Source organism: Candidatus Enterococcus leclercqii, from assembly GCF_009933135.1.
GTDB classification, from domain to species: Bacteria; Bacillota; Bacilli; order Lactobacillales; family Enterococcaceae; genus Enterococcus_C; species Enterococcus_C leclercqii.
This window is the reverse complement of record NZ_MAEH01000014.1, coordinates 297584-318127: the sequence shown is the minus strand read 5'-3', so window position 1 is coordinate 318127 and position 20544 is coordinate 297584. Positions and strand designations below refer to the sequence as shown.

Below are 20544 nucleotides of genomic sequence, written 5' to 3'. Positions count from 1 at the left end.
GGGCACTAAGCGTTCCGGTCTGATGATTATGCAGATTTTTCGATCATTTCCATCATCTTTTTGAAATTGCGTTTTTTAAAGAAACCCATGGGGATCCCCATCACAGCATCATTCATTTGTTGCATGAACCCAAAGGACTTCATCGTTTCTTCGTAATGGATCTTACAACGATTTTCAGCCAGCTCCTCAATTTCATACCGTACTGTAAAATCATTTCTGGTGGTTGACGTTCTGAACTGGTAGACACGATTGGGAACGACTTCTTCAATCAAAATTTTTGCTCGGTTGATTTTAGAGAATTCTTTGATATATTCAAAATTCTTTAACTGGTTTCTGGTGACATCTTTGCCAGTTGTCTTTCGGATATCGAAGACTACCGAGTCAATGATCTTATCATAGAAATTTTTGGCAGATATTTTAAGTTCTTTTTCGATGATCACTCTTGGCGTCTCCTTCCTTTGCTTTATTATTCTTAATGCCTCTTCTGAAGAGCAGAAGACCGACAATAATCAATGTAACTGCGGTTGAAATCGATTCCCAGTTCCAATTGACATTGTTCGGATTCATGCTGTAAACCAAGACTAGCAATCCGATGGCGATCAAGCTGAGTCCATATTTATCCATGACTTAACCTCTTTTCATGATAGCTACAGGCGTAAATCATCAAACTGCAGCTGCTTGTAGATACAATACTGAGCCCCATGATTGCGCTTTGATTAATTTTTTAGCGGCAGCTGCTGCTTCTGCAGGATCACCAGTTACATCAAAAATCAATTTGATTCCTTGTTTTTCTTTGAAAGTATAGGTAAAGTCGCCACCTGTATAGTTGTTCAACAATTCTTTGATTTCGTCTTGTTGCATTGCACTTGCGATTGAGATCATTTGGGTTCCTCCTCATTTGTAAATTTAATCATAGTATCTCCGACAAAAAACATTCAGTCGGATCCCATTGATTACTATGTACAGTGTATAGCAAATTTCTTATGAATTCCATTACAGTGGATTTTTATTTAAAAAGGAAACCACCACCGCCTCTTTGGAAGCGACGGTAGTTCCCGATAATTGGCACAGATTATTTTTCTTCGCCCAAAGCTGGATCCATTTTGTTTGCAGCGATAACAAATGGCAGCCAGATGAGGAAGGCAACGATCATACATACCAGTGTTACGATAGGTGCTTTCCAGTCCATTGTTGCCAAGAATGACATCAAGATTGGTGGCACTACCCAAACCACAGATTGAGAAACTGGGGCAACAAATCCAGAAACTGTTGCAAAGTAACCAATTGCAGTTGTTACGATTGGCGCAATGATGAATGGGATAAAGAAGATCGCATTCAATACAATTGGCATACCAAACATAACTGGTTCGTTGATATTGAAGATACCAGGTCCAATAGACAGTTTAGCAACTGTCAAGTAGTCGGCACGTTTTGAGAACAAGAAGATCGCAATCAGCAATACAATTGTACCACCGGAACCACCGAACATTGTGTAAACGTCAAATGAACCACGTACCCAGTTGTATGCTTTGCCGTCTTTAACAGCGTCAAGGACTGCTTCAACACCTTTTTTACCATTGTAGCCTTCTTGGAAAACATTAATGTTTTTCAATTGGGCAACACCCCAGATACCTTCCAGTACAGGAGACATTACGTTTGTACCGTGGATACCGAAGAACCACAATACTTGAATCAGCAACTGAACGACTACCAAGATACCGAAACCTTGAGATGCACCCAAGAATGGTTCCGCAATGTATTTTTGGATCAAGTCGATCAACAATTGCCCGTTTGTTACTTTACCAACGATGAAGTTGATGATTGCTACAGTGTACAACCCGATAGCAGCCGGCAAGATCGCAGCAAATGCGTTAGATACTGCTGGCGGTACTGAATCAGGCAATTTGATAGTGATGTTCTTTTGCATCAATTTTGCATAGATGATAACAGCGATGGCACCCATGATCATGATCGTGAAGTAGCCATTGGCATTCAAGTGATCCAATTTCAACCAGCCCCAAGCATTGTTGGTGATGGTATCAAAGTGAGTCACATTGCCAGTAACGGCGTCTGTTACGTCGGCAGTGCCAACAACAGAACCTGCGTCACCCAATGTTTTCAAAGCGTCAGCAGTCAATTTGCCTTGTTCAACTTGAACAGTTGCAGGAGCAGAGAATTGTACCCCTTGCAAGTAAGCAGCGATTGCTACGACACCACCGGCCAAGTCATTAACCTTGTAAGCACGAGCTAAGTTGAAGCCCCATGAAAAGGCAAAGACAATACCGGCTACAGCCAAAGTACCATTCCATACGTAACCGTTGACACCGATGATTTCGCGAATAACCGGAATACTGTTCCCGTCATATCCGTCGACAAACTGTGTCGGCAAATCTCGAATAATAGCGTTGATCATTACGGCGACCGCACCGGCCATAGTTGCTGGCATTGTTCCGATAAAGGCGTCACGAAGGGCAACTAAGTGGCGTTGCGCACCGATTTTCGCAGCTACCGGGAGGATGTGTTTTTCCATCCAAGCTGTTAATCCGTTCATTTTTTTCCCTCCTAATTATGAAAAACCAAATTTATATGAAAGAATTTCTTCCTCATATCATAGGTTATGAAAATACGACAACCAACAATCGTACTTCCGATTAGGTGAGCAGAGAGACGGCCATATTCTTTTTAAGATTTGCGGCTCTAAGCCACCTAGTGCGAAATAGTTGCTTATTCCGCGTCGATGCGACGGTACAAGTCGATAATCTCTTTTGCCAAGTCCGTAAAGGCAATGGCTGTCATCAAGTGATCTTGGCTGTGTACGGTCAAAAGAGTCACTTGCACATGGTCACCTTGTGCTTCTTGCGTCAACATACCTGTTTGGGCATGGTGAGCCTCTGTCAAAGATTTTTCTGCGTCGGCAATTTTTTGGTCAGCCAGTTCGAAATCTCCTTGTTTTGCGGCTTGGATAGCCTCCATCGCGTCACTTTTTGCGTTACCACCATACATGATCAATCCCATGATGGCTTCCAAGTTTGGTTGATCTTCCATGTGAAATTCCTCCTAGATAATTGTTTCAAATTAGCTGTTAATTAAGTTTTGACCTGGATAGATGAGATTACTCGCCCATCAGCTTTTCAGCTTGTTCTAAAACTTTTTCACCGTTCATCATTCCGTAGTCGGCCATATTGATAACATCCAATGGAATTCCTTTCGGCGCCAGTTTTTGTTCAAACTGTGATTTCATAAAACGGACTTGAGGGCCTAAAAGCAGAACATTAACGTCTTTTTCCTCCAAGCTGTTGTCCGCATCAGAAGCAGAAACTGCAAAAATATCTGCATCTACACCTTTTGCTTCAGCAGCTTTCTGCATTTTAGTTACCAAAAGACTGGTACTCATTCCTGCAGAACACACTAACATAATCGTTTTCTTCGCCATTCATCTCACTCCTTTCTAAGATTACTTACACTTATTTATAATGCAAAAAGCGTGCCAACTTTAGAATTCCTTAAAAAAAGAGCGAAACCCTACTAAATCAAGGTTTCGCTCTAGACCATTTTGCTACACACTGTGTGTTTTTCACTTACACACTGATATTCTGTGTAAAAGTGAATGGGGATTGTAATTTATTTTCTAATAGCATCTGTGTCAAAAAGGCAATCTCGTCTTCCGGTATTTGAAAATCAAACTCTTTTTCCAACGGCATCAGATTAGTTGTAACCAAGTCGTTTTCCAAACGGTATTTTTTTACAAAGCCTGGAAGATCTTTAAATCGTCGTGTAGGTTCACCTTTCAGCAAGCCGTCGATTAAGAAAGCTACATGAACCAAGACTCCTGCTTCAACACTGGGTTCAACGACGGCATGCATCTGTTCTTGAATTAATCGTAGCGCACGTTGCAGCTTCTTCATTAAGCCCCCGACATCTCCAATCTCTGTTAATGTGTTTTCCAGTGAGGCAACAATTTTTTTCATTGGAACTTCATCAGAGATTACTCGTTGCAAAACTTTGATTCGTTCATTATCAAAAACTTCATATGCAGAAAAGAACGGGATATTTTGATACTCAATTTCCACGGTCCCACAAATTGCTTTAATCTCATACTCTTCCAAAAGAGAATCGATGTGTTGAATAAAAACCTCTCGTTCAATAAATTGCATCTGAATGATTTCTACTGCCTGCTGATCGACAATTGGTTCGATTCGTTGATATAGCTTGTGGGCAACACCTTCCCCAGTGAAGCAGGTCACGACCACCGCTTTTTTCAACTTGGAGTCGCTGATTGGTAAATGACTGTTTTCTCGAATAATGGAGCGGAAGGATTGCATGATATTTTGATAGATATCCTCCAAACTACGGCCAATATCTGCCATTCGCAATGCTTCTACAACAATCATCGTACTTGTCATGGAGATTGCCTTGGTGCGAATCCCGGTTTCTTTGTAAATCAAGTCAGCAAAGGAATTCAACGACCCCATGTCAGTCAAAAGTAACAAGCCGTTACTCAAGCGGTCTTTATTTTCAGTAACGTGTTCCAGCAACTGGCGATACATGTCTTGCACTTCCATATCCAGACGCATGTTCATACCATGCCCGGTCTTAGTCCCTAAAAGCTCCTGCGCAGCTTCCAACATACTAGTCGCAGTTGCTTTTCCGTGCATCAATACTAAAACTTCGACTCCTTGCTCGATAGTTTTTCCGGTGTCACAAACCTGAATCGATAAAAACATACTGATGAAGCCAATTTCATCAAAGGGAATCTCCACTTGACATTCCTCTTCTATAATAGAGGAAAGATCCAAAGCGACCTGAAATTCCTTCTTCAGGTGTTTACGTACATTATTCAAGTCCGGGTGAACGATTGGGTGTCCGTCATGCAAACGTTCAATGGTACTTTGCAGATGCAAAGCAAATGCAAAGCGAGCCTTTTCATTGAATTGTCGCTCCAATCGCTTTTGTGCAATGTCATATAACTGATTGGTCAGCCGCCACAAATTCGATGGTAGCAAATCCTTGTGAATGGAATGCTCTGCTAATTGTTCCACATAGGTTTCAAAATAAGCATCCACATCTTTCATGATCAATTTTTCCAGATCAATTGTTGCTACGCCGGTATCAGTCAAATCAGATACTTTTTCTTCGATAGCGTTGTAAACCTGCATATTTCGTTCCGGATCTTGGGACCAGACGACCTCTGTTTCTCCCGGTTCAAAACTCAGATATTCACCTTTACCTTCAAGAAATTTATCCAAACGATCCGCTAGTTCTTTGACTTTCAATAAGCCTTTTTGAACTTGCAATGAACAGTCTTCTTTTCGAATCAAGAGACTTTTTTGATTGTGGGTGCGATAGTGCAAGAATGCTTTAGCACAAACCAGTTTCAAATCCCGCTTGACCTGTCCGATGTTGCCTTCTGCCTCATAGAGCATAAAGGCCAAAATTGCCTCTTTCTCTACCTCGATACGCTGGATTAGACGATTGGCTTCTTGTTTGATGAACAATGTGATAATTTCATATCGTTCATCCAACGAACGCTCTGTTAAGCTGGGCATCGTGATAGAAACTGGAATTCGGCGATTGAACGTTGTTAGAAAATTATCGGAAGACTCCGTAGTGGCACCGATGATCTGCACAGAGGCCTCATAAGTCTGAGCGCTTTCTCCTAAAGGTCGATAGCTGCCTTTATCAATAAAAGTAAAGAGCATTTCTTGTCCTTCTGGTGGCAATCGATGGATTTCATCCAGAAACAAGATGCCACCATCAGCTTTCGCAATTAAACCCGGACTGTCCTTTTCTGCACCAGTATAAGCCCCTTTTTTGATCCCAAAAATATGACCAAACAGCAATTGCGGATTTTGAGCGTAGTCCGCACAGTTAAAGGATACAAAAGGCGCATCTGCTTCAATAGAGTGGGAATGCAGCGCAAATTGATACATGCACTCGGCAAATAGCGATTTCCCGGTACCCGTCTCACCAAAAACAATGGTGTGTAATCCTCGCGGTGGATAGAGTATAGCCGCTTTAGCTTGTTGAACGGCGACCTTTAGTGAATTTTCTACCCCCACCAAAGAATCAAAAGAAACCGTTGACGAAGTATCCACATGGACCTCTTCTTCAGTCAACGGCTCATAGATCACCGGACGCCCGCTCAATTTCCGGACTCGTTTTTCTTTAGCTAGTTCATTTAAGTAACGGCTGATATTGCTGCGATCGATATGTAATAGTTCAGCCATTTGAACTGCTGTCATCCCTTGCTTGCGCATCTCAAGGGTGCGGAGGATCTCTTCTTTCCTTGAATTCATCGTTCTCTCCCTCATGAAACCATCATATTACACAGTAATTCTAACACAGATCATCTGTGTGTGGAAGATGCACTTTTCTTACTACTTTTTCTGAAAAAAGGACCGCACACTATCAATTGAAATTTTACAAAAGTTTGTTTCTTGTCCCGTTTCATCAGCAAAAGAGGCGCATTAACTGCGCCTCTTCCCTTTGTTTTTCTGTTTGCGTTTTCGATCTTTTTCCCGTTTGACAACCTTCTTAGGTGCGTCAGTGTGTAACACAGATGACTCACCTGTCGTTACTTTCGCTGTTTTTTTGGTTTTGCTCACCGTCGTAGTTTGTGTTACGTCTTTTTCAGGTGGTGTCGTTTGAAAACGACCACCATGAAGGTAGATTTCATTGAGCTGAATATCTGCTGCTTTGACCGTTTTCCGCAACTCTTTTAATTGGTGCTCGCCAATGATGGTCACCACGCTACCCTTGCGACCCATACGCCCTACTCGCCCGGAACGATGGAGATAAGCCGCTTCATTACCAGGAATATCGGCATTCACCACAAGATCCAAGCCTTCAATATCCAGACCACGGGCAGCAACATCCGTACTGAGGAGGCCTGCCAGCTTTTCATCACGAAAGGCAGTCAGCGCTTGTTTACGCAGAGTTTTTCCTTGATCAGAAGCCAATGACGCCACTGGCAACCCATGAAACAGCAGCTTCTCTTCAGCTGCTCCCAGATCGGCTAACTGGTTGAAAAAGATTAGACAGCGCTGATCCGGCTGATTTAGAATTCTTCGCAGGGCATCGACTTTTTTTCGAGAAGGCCAGATTAAATAAAAGTGATCAATGGCGCCCTTGCTTTCATCTGTCTCTGTGACATCAATCACTTTGAGAGCAGCCGGAGAAATTTCCCGAATCTCCGACAAAGCTTGATCGGCCGTAGCAGAAAAAAAGCTTAATTGACAATCTCGATTCAAATGTTTTAACAAACGCAACAATAACGGCTTTGCCCCTTGGCTGAGCAGTTGATCGGCTTCATCCATAACGCAGCTTTTGATTTGATGGGCCTTTAACTTCCGACTGTCCATCAACTCCACCAAACGACCAGGAGTCCCTACAATGATTTCCGGTCGATTTTTCAGCTTTTCCAATTGGCGTTTCAAATTGGCTCCCCCGATTACAGAGGCCACTGACAATTCAAGATCTCTACCCCAGATACGGGCTACCTCAGTGACTTGCATTGCCAACTCCTGGGAAGAAGTGACAATTAGCAGTTGCGTCCCTTGCCCTGCGACTACTTTTGTCAGTAGTGGCAATAAGTAGGCAATTGTTTTTCCCGTCCCAGTTGGTGAGATACCCACGAGATTATCTCCGGCTGTCAATGGTTCAAATACTTGTTTTTGGATGGCTGTTGCTTCTGAAAATTCCTGCTGCCAGCGCTTTTGCCAGACTTCAGGGAGTTTAGATTGACTCATGTTTTTCCTCATTTTCTGTAGATTGGTCTAAATCGGCGTCAAATACGACCCCGGCTTGTTTGCGTAGACGATAAATCACTTCATTGACGTTTCGGGACAATTCGACCCATTCTTCATATTGAACGCCAAGCTCACGATCAGAAGGATGGCGAATAATCTTGGCGAAGGCCTCTGCTTCTTCCACCATCGGATTATCTTGTATAACAATGGGCAGCTCTTTGCGGGAGCCACTGCCGCGATCGTAGTATTCAGCAAACTCAAAAGCGTTGATTCCGCTTAAAATCAAAGTGCCGTCTTCCAAATAAATCTCAGAGGGCAAGAAAGAATCGGCAATTTTTCCTTGCTGAATGGTTACATCAAACAAGTCATAGCGCAAAATAATCGTTCCTAAGCCGTCGACACCGGTATCGATGCGCCGAGCAAAGTAATGAGCCTCATTGGGCATCCCAAACCAGCCCAATGCGGCATACAAAGGATAGATTCCTAAATCCTGCAACGACCCGCCGGAAAAATGCGGAGAAAAGATATTGGGCTCTTCCCCATTCAAAACCGCGTCGTAGCGAGAAGAGTACTTCATGTAAGTAAAGTTTGCTCCCAAAATATGGTCTTTTACCGGCAGAAAATCAGCAATTGTGTCAAATGCTTTTTCATGAAGATTGCGCGCTGCTTCAAAATAGAAGACTCGTTTTTCATTGGCGCATGTGATAATGTCTGCCATTTCGGTGGGATTAGAAAATGCCGGCTTCTCGACAATAACATGGTGTCCTTTCAAAATAGCTGCTTTGGCTTGCGGATAGTGCAGACTGTTTGGCGAGGCAATATAAACCACGGTCAAATCGGCTGCCGTCAAAAACTGTTCCAAGTCCGTCCAATAAGTAACCGCCTCCCCATATTTTTCTCCAAACTTGCGTGCAGTTGCTTCCTTGCGGGAATAGACAGCGGTCAACTGATACTGACCACTCTCGATTGCCGCTTGTACAAATTGATCGCTGATCCAATTGGTACCGATCACTCCAAGTTTCAACATTTCACTTCCTCCTTTGTAATTGCTGGTGCATGAGCGTTTTATACATTCGGGTCAACAAAAGGAAAATCGGGATCAAAAGGGACGGCTTTTTCTACGGCTACCTCTGCTGGCGTTACCTGACAGTTGTATGCTAAAACTTGTACACCGACAGCCTCTGCCTGTTTGATTTCCTCCAATAGAGACGGCTGCATTGCAGTATGAATCGTAGCCATCTGAATTTTTTCAAACTGTACGATAAACAAGACATAGCTATGGTAGCCGGCTCTTTGCGCATCGGCCAACTCTCTGACATGTTTTTGTCCCCGAAGTGTTGGTGCATCAGGAAAGGCGCCGATGCCCTGATTTTCCAGGGTCATCCCTTTGACTTCAATAAAGCCTTTTTCTTCGCCAACTGTTTCAAAGTACAAATCGAACTTCGAGTGTTCGAATGTGACCTCTGGTTTCAATAATTTCAGGCTTTCCTTCACACCCGGCAGTAGGATTTTTCCATTTTGCAGCCCTTCAACAGCCAATTTATTGGGCAGTTGACTGTCAATATTGATCCAACAATCGCCTTTTTTCACTGCCAGCAGATCATAACTGGTTTTTCTTTTGGGGCTCGGGCAATATTGTAATACCACTAGCGCATTGGGCAGGAGAACTTCTTTGCCCCGTCCAGTATTTTTAACGTGGACGACTACTTCGCTGCCATCATCCAGGCGGCAGCGCGCAATAAAGCGATTTTCTCTTACAATGAAACGAGCTGTCAACGTATTTTCATATTTCATTTTTTTCACCTGTCAAAATAGTACCACAAATATCTTAAAGACTTGTTAAAATCCAACCTAAGACCGAGGAAACCACGAGCAGCTCATGCTATACTTTGACCAATATCATAACAAAAGACAGGCCCGTGTTGCTGGTCTAAAACATCCGAGGTGATAACATGAAGAAACGTTTTCCAATTTTGGTAGGTATCTCTATTGTAACGGGGATAATCGGGTCATTAGCAGTTCGACGCAAGCAGCCTCCCGTACGAAACTATTACGAAGATTACGTTGGAAAATGGCGTTATCAAAAAGATCGACATCATCCGGCAGTGATTGTTTCAGTCACGCCTGACTATCAGGTTTTATTTCAAGATCGTCCAGAAATGGTTTCTATCGTGGAGTTAACTCCGAATCGTTTGGTCTTTTTAGACAAAATGGGTTACCATATCATTTTTGAAAAATGCGGTGATAACATGACGTTTTACGACGAGACGGAAGGCCACAGCTACCCGTTAGAATTTTTAGCGGAATAAAGCGTTTTTCTCGTTGAAATCATAAATAACTGCTATAATTGGTTTGTAAACAAGTTGAAGCTACTGTAAATATAGCAATATCGCATGTTACTGAAAAGGAGGTCTTTTCTATGTTTATGACTTTGATTACATTGTTTTCACTGCTGTCTTTGATTTTGGTTTTAGGCGTGTCGGCATACGCTGTTTTCCAATACATCACGTTAGAAAACCAGATGGAAAAAGTACCTGTCCGTGTCAAAAATGACTACCATCGCTAATTTTTGACGATTTAAGCGATTAATAAACTGCTGCAATTGCGGCAGTTTTTTTTGTGCGAAAAAAAGCTGCCCTCGCCCTTTTGTGTCTTTACAATACATTCTAGCGGCGAAAAGCTGAGCATTCAAGGCGCCTGATTGTTTTTGGTAGCTGTCTCTTGTCATGAAAAAACATTAAAGTCTTGTGACAAGCGTTGAATGTGCAGGAGATCTTTGATAAAATTTGGACTTGATATGACAAATACCTTTTATCGAATAGGAGTTTCATTATGACAAAACGCATTCGTTGCTTATTTCTGCCCTTTTTAGCACTCTTTTTGACTATCGCGGCTTTTAGTAGTCCTCAGGCCGCTGCTGCTGAGACTGATTTTACTGTTGCCTCCAAAGCTGCGCTGTCTGTCGATTTTGAGACCGGCAAAGTTTTCTATAATCAGGACGCGGATAAACCGATGGGAATTGCCTCTGTTACGAAGATTATCGGCTTGTACCTGATTGAAGAACAAATAAAAGAAGGCAAGTTGAAATGGGAAGATCCCGTGACGATTTCAGAGGATGTCTCCAAACTCAGCGTTGCTCCTGATCTCTCCAATGTCGCACTGAACGCTGGCGAACAATATTCCGTCAAAGAGCTCTTCGAAGCAAGCTTCATCGCTTCTGGGAATGCCGCAATCGTGGCATTGGCAGAAAAAGTGGCTGGCAGCGAGCCAAAATTCGTTGATATGATGAAAGAGAAGGTAGAATCTTGGGGAATCAAAGATGCTACTTTGGTCAATGCTTCTGGTCTGAACAATAGTTACCTGGGAGAAAACATCTACCCTGGTACCGACAAAGATGACGAAAACCTGATGTCGGCTAAAGACGTGGCAATCGTTGCTCGTCACTTGCTAAAGGACTATCCTGAAGCATTGGAAACCGCCAAGACCCCTACCAAAATCTTTGCTGAGGGAACGACTTCACAAGTTGAGATGGTCAACTGGAACTGGATGCTGCCAGGATTTTTGAACTACAAAGAAGGCGTAGACGGCTTGAAGACAGGGACGACTGACCTGGCTGGTGCTTGTTTTGTCGGCACCATGATCAAAGACGGCCAACGAATCATTACCGTGGTTCTAAATGCCACCAACCATGAAGAAGACCCCAGCGCTCGTTTTATCGAGACGGCCAAATTGATGGATTATACTTATGCAAACTGGAAAAAAGAAGAAGTCTTACCTGCTGGAAGTCGCCTACCAGATATGACAACCATCAAAGTCAAAGATGGCGAAGAGCTGACTACCAAAGTATCGTTGAAAAGCGCGGTATCCTTGTGGGTACGCAATGATATGGATAAAACGAAGCTTACAATCACACCACAGCTGAACAAAGATGCTGCCAACGGTGAATTGCAGGCGCCAGTCATGAAAGGCGCCAAATTGGGGACCGCTCAAGTAGCTCTTGAACAAGATGACTTGGGCTACTTGGATGATACGACCCATGAATCAGAAATCATCGTAGACCAAAGTGTGGCTAAAGCGAACTTCTTTGTTCTTTTGGGCCGAAATATCAAAAATTTCTTTTCAAATCTGTTCTAAACCAGATGTTTTCTTATCACATCGGCTGGTAGAACCCAAATGACTCTCCTTAAGCTCAGACTGGAAATTTCCAGTCTGAGCTTTTTTGCGTTTTTTTTAGTTTCAGTGCAATAGATAGTTGTGCTCCACATCATTTTCAAGTAAAAGAAAGTCAATGCTCGAATTGCTGGCTGGTAGAACAAAGTAAAGAACGCTAACCGTCCTCGCTAAAATCAAGGTAGTCAGCGTTTTAAATTATCCTCAAAAAGACAAGGAATTATTCATGACCAGCATTATTTTCCCAGAAGCGTGACAGGTTTGTTGCCACTGTCTTCTCTTTTAAGTTCTAACTATTACTCATTGAGTATTCTGGTTGGAAAATATAAAACAACTTCCCCTGCAGCAAAATCAGGTTCATAGTATTCCTGGATTGCAGCAGCTAACGTCTCACCTTGTTGTGGAATAATTTCTGTCAGCATTTTTTCTGTCATCGCCACTAAATCCTGTGTATTGGTTTTGACGATTAAATATTCCATCGCTGGCAGATTCCAACGGATCCAGCCAGGTGGTGTTGGTGTGTCAGCAGGGACTTCCATGCCTGCCAAGTAACAGCCCACTGCCTGCCAAGGGGTCAACCAAGCCGTTGAATCGCTCATCAGCCCCCACATTCGAATCTCAGTTAGCTCTTTTTGATTAACCACCGCTCCTAATTCTTCAAAATGGTTATTGGCAGTTTCCCACAGTGGCGGAACCCAAGAAGAACCATCCTCCGCCAGACCGTCTCCCAGTTTGCCAATAACTGCAAAAGCCGGCAATCGTACTTTTTGTACTTCACCCATTTCCATCCTTATCTCCTCCAGGTTTTCCGATTCTTTACCAGTCACTTCCATCTGCGCACCAGCGACTGTGCAGCTTTCGTGACAAATTCTCATACTGGTAAACAAACAATCCATTTTATTTGTAGTTGTTCCCATTGTACCCCAAAATCACAAAACTCTGAACTCAGGTACTTTATCCGAGCAATCAAGGTAAAATTTGCTATACTAATTATGATTAAAAGAACGACTGATGTCCAAGTGTTGGTGGCAACATTTAAGAAGCTGAGACAACTATTGCCTCAAAAAAAACGCAACCAGCCTATTTTCAAACAAACTGGTCTTCAGCGGTTTTTGGTTTATTGTTTTTATTCAGGGAGGATTTTATTATGACAACGTTTATACCGGAGATTACTTTTGCAGTGGTCTTCCTTTTAGGCAATTTGGCTATGATCGTTTGGCGGCGCCGACAAGACGATCCGGACACTTTTTTCTTCTGCTGTATCTGGTCCCTAACAGCCCTTTTTATCTATCTGGCCATCAGAGAACTTGCTATCGGCAGTTTCTTTATTCTGATTCCATTGCTATTTTTTGGCATATTTTTGTTGGCTTATTTCAAAGAAAAGGCCCGGCTAGCCAACGGACTGCTCTTCAATCTTTTTCTGATCGTTTTCGGGGGCTACCTGGTTTACAATCTATTTTCCACCGGTAGCCTAATTGTCGGCGGCTTGTTGGCAGTTGCGCTGGTAGCCCTTCTCCTAGTAGCAGCCTTTGGAATTATGACCTTGGTCGTTTTTCTCTATTGGAATGCCGCCGTCGTGATTAAAAAAGAATCCCATTCTCTGGCAAATCTGTTGACGCTACTTTTGGCCTTGTTCTTAACTGTATTTTTGATTTACGATTATTTTATCGCTCAACAGCTACCTAATTGGCTCAGTAGTTTTCTCAGTTGCTTGCCACTGATTATGATGTACTTTTTCATCGTTTTCTACAATTTTTTGACCGTTTCGGTATTGTATCAATTCAACCATCCCCGCTATGATCAAGACTACATCATCGTTCTGGGAGCCGGCCTATTAAGAGGCGAAAAAGTTTCTCCTCTTTTGGCTCGTCGAATCGATAAAGCCATCGAGTTTTACCGGTTGCAGCAAAAAGCCAAGAACAAGGCTGCCAAGCTGGTTATGTCTGGTGGGCAAGGTGCTGACGAAAAACTCTCGGAAGCGGCTGCAATGGCTGCCTATGCATTGGAACAAGGGATCCCACAAGAGGATATTATTCTGGAAGACCACTCCACCACAACCCTTGAAAATATGCGCTTTTCTAAAAAAGTGATGGATGAACGCTCACCAGAAGGGTATAAAGTGATTTTCAGCTCCAATAACTATCATATTTTTCGTGGGGGCATGTTTGCCCATCAAGCTGGACTAAAAGCAGATGGCATCGGCGCGAAAACAGCACTGTATTATCTACCAAATGCCTTTTTACGAGAATATATCGCTATCTTGATGATGAACAAACGCCGGCATCTGCTGGTGGTAGGGACTATTTTAGTTCTGACTACTTTATTCGCCCTGCTTAATCTCTTCGTTATGTAAGTTGTTACTACTAGCCGAATACTCGGGCGGTGAGAACTCAGTTTCATATTTACAAGTATTGCTGTTTTACTACAAAAACCGCCTTGTCACTGAATTCAGAGACAAGGCGGTTTTAATTTATCAAACTGATTGTTTTTTAGGAAACCATTGGTGCCATTTGTGGCGCAAGTTTTCAGTCATTGGTTCCGACGCTTCTTTGATGGCGCAATACTTGTCCACCATCGTAACGATATAGCTTTCTTTGTATTTCGGTGGTGCAATGGTTGCTCCCCACATGTGCTTCAAGATAATGTCTCTTTCCAAATCAGAAAGCTCTGTGATCTTTTCGGCATTTTTGACAGCAATTCGTGGATGCATGTATGCATGACTGCCTTCATCAAACTTAGTTGTGCGCCAGTCATAGTAGAACAAATCATGCAATAACCCGGCACGAGCTGTTGCACGGGCATCTCCGCCCCATTTTTTTGCTAACTTGTAACTGTAATAAGAAACGCTCAGCGAATGTTCCAAGCGGGTAGAATTCACATGTTGTGTGTAATTTGCCAGTTTTTGGACCGCTTCGGTTGCCAGTAAGTCCTCAATATAGCTCATGTACTCCGGATCATCTTGCCATTTTTCGGTCATAGATTTGCAGTCCCCTTTAAGTTAAATGTACTCTTTTTGTAACTGGGTACAGTATAGCACCATTCAACTTACAGCAGTGTAAGGATCATCCAAGCTTAATACATCTTTAAAAAAAATTACCACTGAAATGATACATAAGGATTCCCGCGGCAACACCGACATTTAAGGACTCTGCTTTTCCATAAATTGGGATATAAAGGTTCAAATCTGTCATTTCTAATAAATTACGAGCAACCCCTTGCCCTTCGTTACCCATCAATAGCGCGACATTTTCTTCATTTTCCACTGTTTGGAATGGACGAGCCGCTTCATTTAATTCTGTTCCATAGACAGTCATACCGGCTGCTTTTAGTTCTGGAATAATGGTTTCCAGCGCTCCGTTTAAAATGGGCAAATGGAAATTACTGCCTTGCATGCTTCGTAACACTTTGGTACTAAAAGGATCAGCACAACCGGCTCCCAAAATCACACCTGAAAAGCCGGCAGCGTCAGCGGTTCGTACCATTGTTCCTACGTTTCCAGGATCTTGGACGCGATCCAACAGCAACCAACGCCCTTTTTTGATGTCTGCTATCGGTTGTGCTTGACTGACCACGGCGATGATTCCTTGTGGTGTCGGTAAATCTGAAAGACTGTCCATGACCTCATCAGAAACTAGATATTGCTCCAATGTCTCGTAACGTTGCAGCCATTCCTGCCATTCCTGTAAGCCCCGTTGATTTACCAGAATCATTTGAATTGCTGCTTGGTTTTCTGCTGCTTCTTCCACTAGATGAAACCCCTCCAGCAAAAAGCGCCCCTGCTCTTGTCGGTGCTTTTTTTGATGCAGCTTACGTAATTCTTTAATGAGGGGATTTTTGACAGCTTGGATCTCTTTCATGTGTCGTCCTCCGTTTCTTTGCCTGAATTATAGCATACTTGTCAGCACATCTCTTGTTGCCCAACAAAAAAAACGGTATCATAAAGACAGTAATCATTTCATCAGAATGGAGGTGGCGTTATGAGAAAGGTCCATATGAATGTGACTGGGCGCGTCCAAGGGGTAGGCTTTCGTTATACCACCAAAATGCTTGCTGATCGCCTGGGAGTCACCGGCGCTGTTTGGAATGAGGCGGACGGTTCTGTCGGTATTGAGGCCGTAGCAGAGGACGCGGTGATGGATACCTTTATTGCTGCCATCAAAAAGTCCCCTTCCCCAGCGGGCAGAGTTGCTCGTTTGACTGTACGTGACGATGCAAAAATCAAAGAAAGAAGCCAGTTTGATGTTACTTACAGCCCTGATTAGTTGGCTATATTAAAGCTTTGATATGCGCTGTAATTGAGACTTTTTCATGAAGTCGTTGAAATCAACGGCTTTTTTTAGTATGATTATTCTTGTGCAATTTAGCTGTATCGATCCACTTTCATGCTTGCAAGAACGGTTTTCTTAGAGGATGATCGGCTTTTGATCCACGGTGAAAGTGTATGATGAAAGGAAGAAATCAATGAAAAAAATAAAAAATTGGCTGCTGGGTTCCGGCATGCTGATGCTCCTCGTATTCTTATCCGGGTGTGTCAAAATGACGACGGATTCAGCTGGAAAAACGATCCCGGATACTTCTAGTTTTATGTATAGAATCTTGGTAGCCCCACTAGATGCCTTGCTGAAAATGTTAGCAAATCTCGTAGGTGGCGACAATCGCTGGGGCTGGGCCATCATCTTGGTCACACTGATTGTTCGTTTTATCATCTTACCTCTTGGCATTCATCAATCTCGCCAAACGATGATCCAATCCGAAAAAATGCAATACATCAAGCCGCAATTGGACGCGGTTCAAGCGAAATTGAAAGCCGCAACAACGCAGCAAGAACAGATGGAAGCCCAACAAGAGATGAGCGCTGTCTATAAAGAAAATGGTGTCAGCATGTTAGGTGGCATGGGCTGTCTGCCACTTTTGATCCAGATGCCGATCTTCTCGGCATTGTATACGACTGCCCGCTATTCGGAAAATCTGCAAAATGCCGTCTTCCTCGGTATTGACTTGAGTAAGCCGAATTTGGTATTCGTAATTGTCGCCGGTGTCTTCTACGCATTGCAAAGTGTGATTAGCTTAATCGGTATTCCTGAAGAACAGAAAAAACAAATGCGTACCATGTCTATCGTTTCTCCATTGATGATTATTATGTTCTCCTTTGGGGCACCAGCAGGAGTTACCCTTTATTGGGTGGTAGGTGGTTTCATCGCCTGCGTACAAACTTATATCACCAATGTCATCATGAAACCGCGGATTAAAGCTCAAATTCAAGCTGAAATGAAAAACAATCCGCCAAAAGTGGTGGTGACTCCACCAAAACAACAAGTAGAACCGAAAAAAGCTGAAAAAGTTTCTGATGGCGCTAATCGCAACCAACCATCAAATCATAACCAAGGAAAAGGTCGTAATTCCGGCAAACAGCAACGAAATAAATAACCACAACTGACATGCGTGACGGAATTGATTCCTCACGCATGTTTTTTCAATCTTTTGTAAAGCAGGTGCTGACTATGCTTCAAGCCTATTTAAATATTTTTGCCATTTTTGCACTGATGTTTTTAGGATACTATCTTTCCTACAAGCAATGGTTTTCCAATCGTACGGCAGATGTTTTTTCAAAAGTCGTATTGAACCTGGCGCTGCCTTTCAACATGTTTTTGAACATCACCGCTAACTTTTCCCGCTCTGAATTTTTGTCGCTATTTTCTGGAATGATCATCCCCTTATTGTCGATAGTGGCAACTTTTGGAATCAGCCTGATTTACCGTAAACTCGCCAAAGTCACCCCGGGTCGGCAAGGGACATTTTCCACGATGTTTACGTGTTCCAACACAATCTTTATCGGATTGCCCATCAACTTAGCGATTTTCGGTGAAAAGGCAATCCCTTATGTTTTGTTGTACTACATTGTCAACACCACCTTTTTTTGGACAATCGGAATCTATGAAATCGCCCAAGACAATCCAGATATCCAACACGCGCAGGTTTCATTTCATCCGCTGGTGCTCTTAAAAAAAGTTTTTACTCCGGCTTTAATGGGCTTTTTGATTGGCCTGGCTTGGGTCATGACTACTTTGCCAACCCCATCATTTATCCAAAATTTTGGCGGCTATCTGGCAGATCTCACCACCCCCCTTTCCATGTTTATCATCGGCATTATCGTCTATTTCAGCGGCCTAAAGAATCTACGCATGAACCGCGACATTGTCGGTGTGCTGTTGGGCAGGTTTGTGATCTCACCATTGATTGTTTGGGCTTTGGGCTTTGTCTTTCCCGTACCGCCTTTGATGCTCAGTGTTTTTATCATCCAGTCCTCCATGCCGGTTCAAAACTCGGTACCGATCCTCGCTCGCAATTACCATGCCGACGAAGAGTTTGGTGCATCTAGTCTCGGCTATTCTGTCTTATTGTATATGCTCTACATTCCGCTGCTGCTCAAACTGATCTTATAAACGCACTTTCTTCAAAGTATTTTTTTCTTGTCGCTGAATCTGGTGACTTCAAAACAAAAAACGCCGATCCGCACAAGAGATCGACGTTTTTTTGTTTTGGTATACTTATCTATTTGATGATCAATGAGTCCAGGCTTGCGACTGCCAGAGCCATTTTGGAGATAATTTTCAGTTGCGCTAACCGATTATGGCGGACTTTTTCATCTTCCACCATTACCATGGTCTCTTCAAAGTATTTCTCAATATACGGGCGCAGTGCTACCAAACCAGCATAGTTTTCTTCCATCGTTTGGCGAGGGAATTTTTGTTCCAAATCAGCTGCAACTTCAAACAAAGCTTTTTCAGCATCGTTTTCAAATAAGTTAGGATCCACATGATCTGTTGAATCTTCTGCTTTTTTCGCGAGATTGATCGCCCGGGTCAGGGCTTCCACGGACGGCTTGAACTCAGCATCGGCCACATGTTTGCGTAAAATTGTTGCAGCGGCAAAGAGTTGGGTCAAATCTTCTTGGTCGGCATTGATGACGGCATCAATCACATCGTGGCGAACATTTTCAGAAGTCAAGCGCTGACGCAGACGGGCTTTGATAAAGTCCAAGACGTCCTGCTGGCCACTTGACAGCTTGATTCCGAAGCGTTTTTCATCACTGTTGATCTTTTCATCAATAGCTTTTTGCAGCTGTTTCAACGGGAAGTACCAGCCCTTGTCTTCAACGATGCGCACAATCCCATAAGACTGACGACGCAACGCATACGGGTCATTGGAACCAGAAGGCACCATCCCTACTGCAAAGAAGGACAAGACACTATCCAGCTTGTCTGCAATCGCTAGAACTGCCCCGATATCTGATTGTGGCAGTTGCCCCTCAGCTGAGATTGGCAGATAGTGTTCACGAATCGCTTGGGCAACAGCCGGTTTTTCACCTTGTAGCAATGCGTATTTTTCACCCATGATTCCTTGCAGCTCTGGAAATTCTCCCACCATATTGGTGACTAAATCAAACTTATAAATCTCAGCTGCGCGCTTTAAGTCTTCTAATTGCTCGGTAGTCAAGCCTACCGTTTCACCGATAATCTGAGCTGCTGCTGCAACCCGCTGCATTTTTTCATAGATGCTGCCGATTTTTTCGTGGAAGGTGACATGTTTCAACTTATTGACCAACTCTTCGATGTTGAGTTTTTTGTCCTCGTTATAGAAGAACTCTGCGTCTTCTAACCGAGCGGTCAAGACTTTTTCATTCCCTTTGGCTACATTTTCCAACTTCACATTATTCCCATTGCGAACTGAGATAAAGTGTGGCAAAAGCAAGCCATCTTGATTGCGAACATCAAAGTAACGTTGGTGTTCTTTCATAGAGGTAACTAAAACCTCTTCTGGCACAGCCAAGTATTTGTCTTCAAAGTCACCAACAAAAGCAGTCGGGTATTCCACCAAGTTGTTGACCTCTTCTAACAACTCCTCGTCCATTTCGACTTTGAATTCATTTTTAGCAGCCAACTCAGCGATTTGTTCCACAATTAACTGTTTGCGCTTCATAGGATTGGCAATGACAAACTGTTCCGCCAATTTTTCTTCGTATTCAGAAGGATTGGAAAAGGTAAGATCCTCTCCCAGAAAACGATGACCGCGAGAGTGGCGACCAGTTTTGACATCCAAGATTTCAAAAGGCAAGACGTCATTATCCAACAAAGCTACGATCCAATGAATCGGACGAATGTATTCAAAATCAAAATTACTCCAATGCATGGTCACTGGGAAGGTCAAACTCATAATGACATCTTTCAATCCAGTCAATACAGCTTCTGCGGATTCTCCTTTGACATACTTGGTTACGTAGACGTACTCCACACCTTTTAACTCTCTAAAAGTGATGGCATCTGTAGACACACCTTGTCCCCGAACAAACCCTTGGGCTGCCTTGGACCAGTTGCCTTCTCCATCCAATGCAATCTTTTTAGCAGGACCTTTGACTTCTTCTTGAATGTCTTCTTGTTTGTCAGCAATTTTCTCAATCAACACTGCCAAGCGCCGAGGAGTGGAAAAGGCTTTGATTGATTCAAAGCTCAAGCGATTGTCATCCAAAAAAGCCGTCACTTTGTTTTCCAACTGCTCCATGCTGGGAGTGACCACATGTGCGGGCATCTCTTCCAAGCCGATTTCCAGTAACAAATCTTTTGCCATA

The 20544-nt window shown here is 43.1% G+C and carries 21 protein-coding genes; 7 read left to right on the top strand and 14 right to left on the bottom strand.

Features of this window, described 5'->3' with window-relative positions; all coding sequences use genetic code 11:
• Positions 1 to 26: 26 nt before the first annotated feature.
• From BAU14_RS07905 to sfsA, 10 genes are all read right to left on the bottom strand, one after another.
• A complete protein-coding gene (locus BAU14_RS07905; RefSeq protein ID WP_161899547.1) occupies positions 27 to 440 on the bottom strand; it encodes a DUF3284 domain-containing protein in 414 nt (137 codons plus the stop codon).
• On the bottom strand, positions 418 to 624 hold the full coding sequence (locus BAU14_RS07900; protein WP_161899546.1) for a DUF3188 domain-containing protein: 207 nt from the start codon (positions 622 to 624) through the stop codon (positions 418 to 420). The genes BAU14_RS07905 and BAU14_RS07900 overlap by 23 nt, the downstream gene beginning before the upstream one ends.
• Positions 625 to 663: 39 nt before the next feature.
• Complete coding sequence (locus BAU14_RS07895) at positions 664 to 882, bottom strand: hypothetical protein (RefSeq protein ID WP_161899545.1); 219 nt, start codon at positions 880 to 882, stop codon at positions 664 to 666.
• A 190-nt stretch (positions 883 to 1072) separates the two neighbouring features.
• Positions 1073 to 2551, bottom strand: a complete 1479-nt coding sequence (locus BAU14_RS07890; RefSeq protein WP_161899544.1) for a PTS sugar transporter subunit IIC — start codon at positions 2549 to 2551, stop codon at positions 1073 to 1075.
• A gap of 173 nt (positions 2552 to 2724) precedes the next feature.
• The gene (locus BAU14_RS07885) at positions 2725 to 3045 is read right to left on the bottom strand and encodes a PTS lactose/cellobiose transporter subunit IIA (protein WP_161899543.1); all 321 of its coding nucleotides are present in this window, start codon (positions 3043 to 3045) and stop codon (positions 2725 to 2727) included.
• Between the two features lie 67 nt (positions 3046 to 3112).
• Positions 3113 to 3433, bottom strand: a complete 321-nt coding sequence (locus BAU14_RS07880; protein ID WP_161899542.1) for a PTS sugar transporter subunit IIB — start codon at positions 3431 to 3433, stop codon at positions 3113 to 3115.
• Between the two features lie 145 nt (positions 3434 to 3578).
• Positions 3579 to 6296 (bottom strand): sigma 54-interacting transcriptional regulator, encoded by a 2718-nt coding sequence (locus BAU14_RS07875; protein WP_161899541.1) that lies wholly within the window; start codon positions 6294 to 6296, stop codon positions 3579 to 3581.
• A 171-nt stretch (positions 6297 to 6467) separates the two neighbouring features.
• Positions 6468 to 7748 carry a DEAD/DEAH box helicase gene (locus tag BAU14_RS07870; RefSeq protein ID WP_161899540.1) on the bottom strand — a complete coding sequence of 427 codons (1281 nt, stop codon included), beginning with the start codon at positions 7746 to 7748 and terminating at the stop codon, positions 6468 to 6470.
• The gene (locus tag BAU14_RS07865) at positions 7735 to 8775 is read right to left on the bottom strand and encodes a Gfo/Idh/MocA family protein (protein ID WP_161899539.1); all 1041 of its coding nucleotides are present in this window, start codon (positions 8773 to 8775) and stop codon (positions 7735 to 7737) included. Before BAU14_RS07865 ends, BAU14_RS07870 begins: the two co-directional genes overlap by 14 nt.
• 38 nt (positions 8776 to 8813) lie before the next feature.
• Positions 8814 to 9542: a DNA/RNA nuclease SfsA gene (gene sfsA / locus BAU14_RS07860; RefSeq protein WP_161899538.1), complete on the bottom strand. Its 729-nt coding sequence runs from the start codon at positions 9540 to 9542 to the stop codon at positions 8814 to 8816.
• A 158-nt stretch (positions 9543 to 9700) separates the two neighbouring features.
• On the opposite strand from sfsA, the gene BAU14_RS07855 reads away from it, so the two are divergent.
• The 3 genes from BAU14_RS07855 (at position 9701) to BAU14_RS07850 (ending at position 11882) form a co-directional block, all read left to right on the top strand.
• Positions 9701 to 10057 (top strand): DUF4828 domain-containing protein, encoded by a 357-nt coding sequence (locus BAU14_RS07855; protein ID WP_161899537.1) that lies wholly within the window; start codon positions 9701 to 9703, stop codon positions 10055 to 10057.
• 110 nt (positions 10058 to 10167) lie between these two features.
• Positions 10168 to 10314, top strand: a complete 147-nt coding sequence (locus BAU14_RS14240; RefSeq protein WP_202622184.1) for a hypothetical protein — start codon at positions 10168 to 10170, stop codon at positions 10312 to 10314.
• A 266-nt stretch (positions 10315 to 10580) separates the two neighbouring features.
• Positions 10581 to 11882 (top strand): serine hydrolase, encoded by a 1302-nt coding sequence (locus BAU14_RS07850; protein WP_161899536.1) that lies wholly within the window; start codon positions 10581 to 10583, stop codon positions 11880 to 11882.
• Between the two features lie 332 nt (positions 11883 to 12214).
• On the opposite strand, the gene BAU14_RS07845 is transcribed toward BAU14_RS07850, so the two are convergent.
• Positions 12215 to 12706 (bottom strand): GyrI-like domain-containing protein, encoded by a 492-nt coding sequence (locus BAU14_RS07845; protein ID WP_161899535.1) that lies wholly within the window; start codon positions 12704 to 12706, stop codon positions 12215 to 12217.
• A 359-nt stretch (positions 12707 to 13065) separates the two neighbouring features.
• Here BAU14_RS07845 and BAU14_RS07840 point away from each other — a divergent pair, with 359 nt between their 5' ends.
• Positions 13066 to 14271, top strand: a complete 1206-nt coding sequence (locus BAU14_RS07840; RefSeq protein WP_161899534.1) for a YdcF family protein — start codon at positions 13066 to 13068, stop codon at positions 14269 to 14271.
• A 120-nt stretch (positions 14272 to 14391) separates the two neighbouring features.
• On the opposite strand, the gene BAU14_RS07835 is transcribed toward BAU14_RS07840, so the two are convergent.
• Positions 14392 to 14895 carry an HD domain-containing protein gene (locus tag BAU14_RS07835; protein ID WP_161899533.1) on the bottom strand — a complete coding sequence of 168 codons (504 nt, stop codon included), beginning with the start codon at positions 14893 to 14895 and terminating at the stop codon, positions 14392 to 14394.
• Between the two features lie 106 nt (positions 14896 to 15001).
• A complete protein-coding gene (locus BAU14_RS07830) occupies positions 15002 to 15775 on the bottom strand; it encodes a TrmH family RNA methyltransferase (protein ID WP_161899532.1) in 774 nt (257 codons plus the stop codon).
• A gap of 120 nt (positions 15776 to 15895) precedes the next feature.
• On the opposite strand from BAU14_RS07830, the gene BAU14_RS07825 reads away from it, so the two are divergent.
• The 3 genes from BAU14_RS07825 (at position 15896) to BAU14_RS07815 (ending at position 18361) form a co-directional block, all read left to right on the top strand.
• Complete coding sequence (locus tag BAU14_RS07825; protein WP_161899531.1) at positions 15896 to 16180, top strand: acylphosphatase; 285 nt, start codon at positions 15896 to 15898, stop codon at positions 16178 to 16180.
• A gap of 199 nt (positions 16181 to 16379) precedes the next feature.
• Positions 16380 to 17345 carry a membrane protein insertase YidC gene (gene yidC / locus BAU14_RS07820; RefSeq protein ID WP_161899530.1) on the top strand — a complete coding sequence of 322 codons (966 nt, stop codon included), beginning with the start codon at positions 16380 to 16382 and terminating at the stop codon, positions 17343 to 17345.
• A 74-nt stretch (positions 17346 to 17419) separates the two neighbouring features.
• Complete coding sequence (locus tag BAU14_RS07815) at positions 17420 to 18361, top strand: AEC family transporter (protein WP_161899529.1); 942 nt, start codon at positions 17420 to 17422, stop codon at positions 18359 to 18361.
• A 109-nt stretch (positions 18362 to 18470) separates the two neighbouring features.
• Here BAU14_RS07815 and glyS read toward each other — a convergent pair whose 3' ends face one another.
• Positions 18471 to 20543 (bottom strand): glycine--tRNA ligase subunit beta, encoded by a 2073-nt coding sequence (gene glyS / locus BAU14_RS07810; RefSeq protein WP_161899528.1) that lies wholly within the window; start codon positions 20541 to 20543, stop codon positions 18471 to 18473.
• Between the last annotated feature and the right edge of the window lies 1 nt (position 20544).

Excerpts from the sequence above, each read along its gene's own strand:
- BAU14_RS07900 (WP_161899546.1), bottom strand. The coding sequence starts at position 624 with ATGGATAAATATGGACTCAGCTTGATCGCCATCGGATTGCTAGTCTTG.
- BAU14_RS07895 (WP_161899545.1), bottom strand. The coding sequence starts at position 882 with ATGATCTCAATCGCAAGTGCAATGCAACAAGACGAAATCAAAGAATTG.
- BAU14_RS07890 (WP_161899544.1), bottom strand. The coding sequence starts at position 2,551 with ATGAACGGATTAACAGCTTGGATGGAAAAACACATCCTCCCGGTAGCT.
- BAU14_RS07885 (WP_161899543.1), bottom strand. The coding sequence starts at position 3,045 with ATGGAAGATCAACCAAACTTGGAAGCCATCATGGGATTGATCATGTAT.
- BAU14_RS07880 (WP_161899542.1), bottom strand. The coding sequence starts at position 3,433 with ATGGCGAAGAAAACGATTATGTTAGTGTGTTCTGCAGGAATGAGTACC.
- BAU14_RS07875 (WP_161899541.1), bottom strand. The coding sequence starts at position 6,296 with ATGAATTCAAGGAAAGAAGAGATCCTCCGCACCCTTGAGATGCGCAAG.
- BAU14_RS07870 (WP_161899540.1), bottom strand. The coding sequence starts at position 7,748 with ATGAGTCAATCTAAACTCCCTGAAGTCTGGCAAAAGCGCTGGCAGCAG.
- BAU14_RS07865 (WP_161899539.1), bottom strand. The coding sequence starts at position 8,775 with ATGTTGAAACTTGGAGTGATCGGTACCAATTGGATCAGCGATCAATTT.
- sfsA (WP_161899538.1), bottom strand. The coding sequence starts at position 9,542 with ATGAAATATGAAAATACGTTGACAGCTCGTTTCATTGTAAGAGAAAAT.
- BAU14_RS07855 (WP_161899537.1), top strand. The coding sequence starts at position 9,701 with ATGAAGAAACGTTTTCCAATTTTGGTAGGTATCTCTATTGTAACGGGG.
- BAU14_RS14240 (WP_202622184.1), top strand. The coding sequence starts at position 10,168 with ATGTTTATGACTTTGATTACATTGTTTTCACTGCTGTCTTTGATTTTG.
- BAU14_RS07850 (WP_161899536.1), top strand. The coding sequence starts at position 10,581 with ATGACAAAACGCATTCGTTGCTTATTTCTGCCCTTTTTAGCACTCTTT.
- BAU14_RS07845 (WP_161899535.1), bottom strand. The coding sequence starts at position 12,706 with ATGGAAATGGGTGAAGTACAAAAAGTACGATTGCCGGCTTTTGCAGTT.
- BAU14_RS07840 (WP_161899534.1), top strand. The coding sequence starts at position 13,066 with ATGACAACGTTTATACCGGAGATTACTTTTGCAGTGGTCTTCCTTTTA.
- BAU14_RS07835 (WP_161899533.1), bottom strand. The coding sequence starts at position 14,895 with ATGACCGAAAAATGGCAAGATGATCCGGAGTACATGAGCTATATTGAG.
- BAU14_RS07830 (WP_161899532.1), bottom strand. The coding sequence starts at position 15,775 with ATGAAAGAGATCCAAGCTGTCAAAAATCCCCTCATTAAAGAATTACGT.
- BAU14_RS07825 (WP_161899531.1), top strand. The coding sequence starts at position 15,896 with ATGAGAAAGGTCCATATGAATGTGACTGGGCGCGTCCAAGGGGTAGGC.
- yidC (WP_161899530.1), top strand. The coding sequence starts at position 16,380 with ATGAAAAAAATAAAAAATTGGCTGCTGGGTTCCGGCATGCTGATGCTC.
- BAU14_RS07815 (WP_161899529.1), top strand. The coding sequence starts at position 17,420 with ATGCTTCAAGCCTATTTAAATATTTTTGCCATTTTTGCACTGATGTTT.
- glyS (WP_161899528.1), bottom strand. The coding sequence starts at position 20,543 with ATGGCAAAAGATTTGTTACTGGAAATCGGCTTGGAAGAGATGCCCGCA.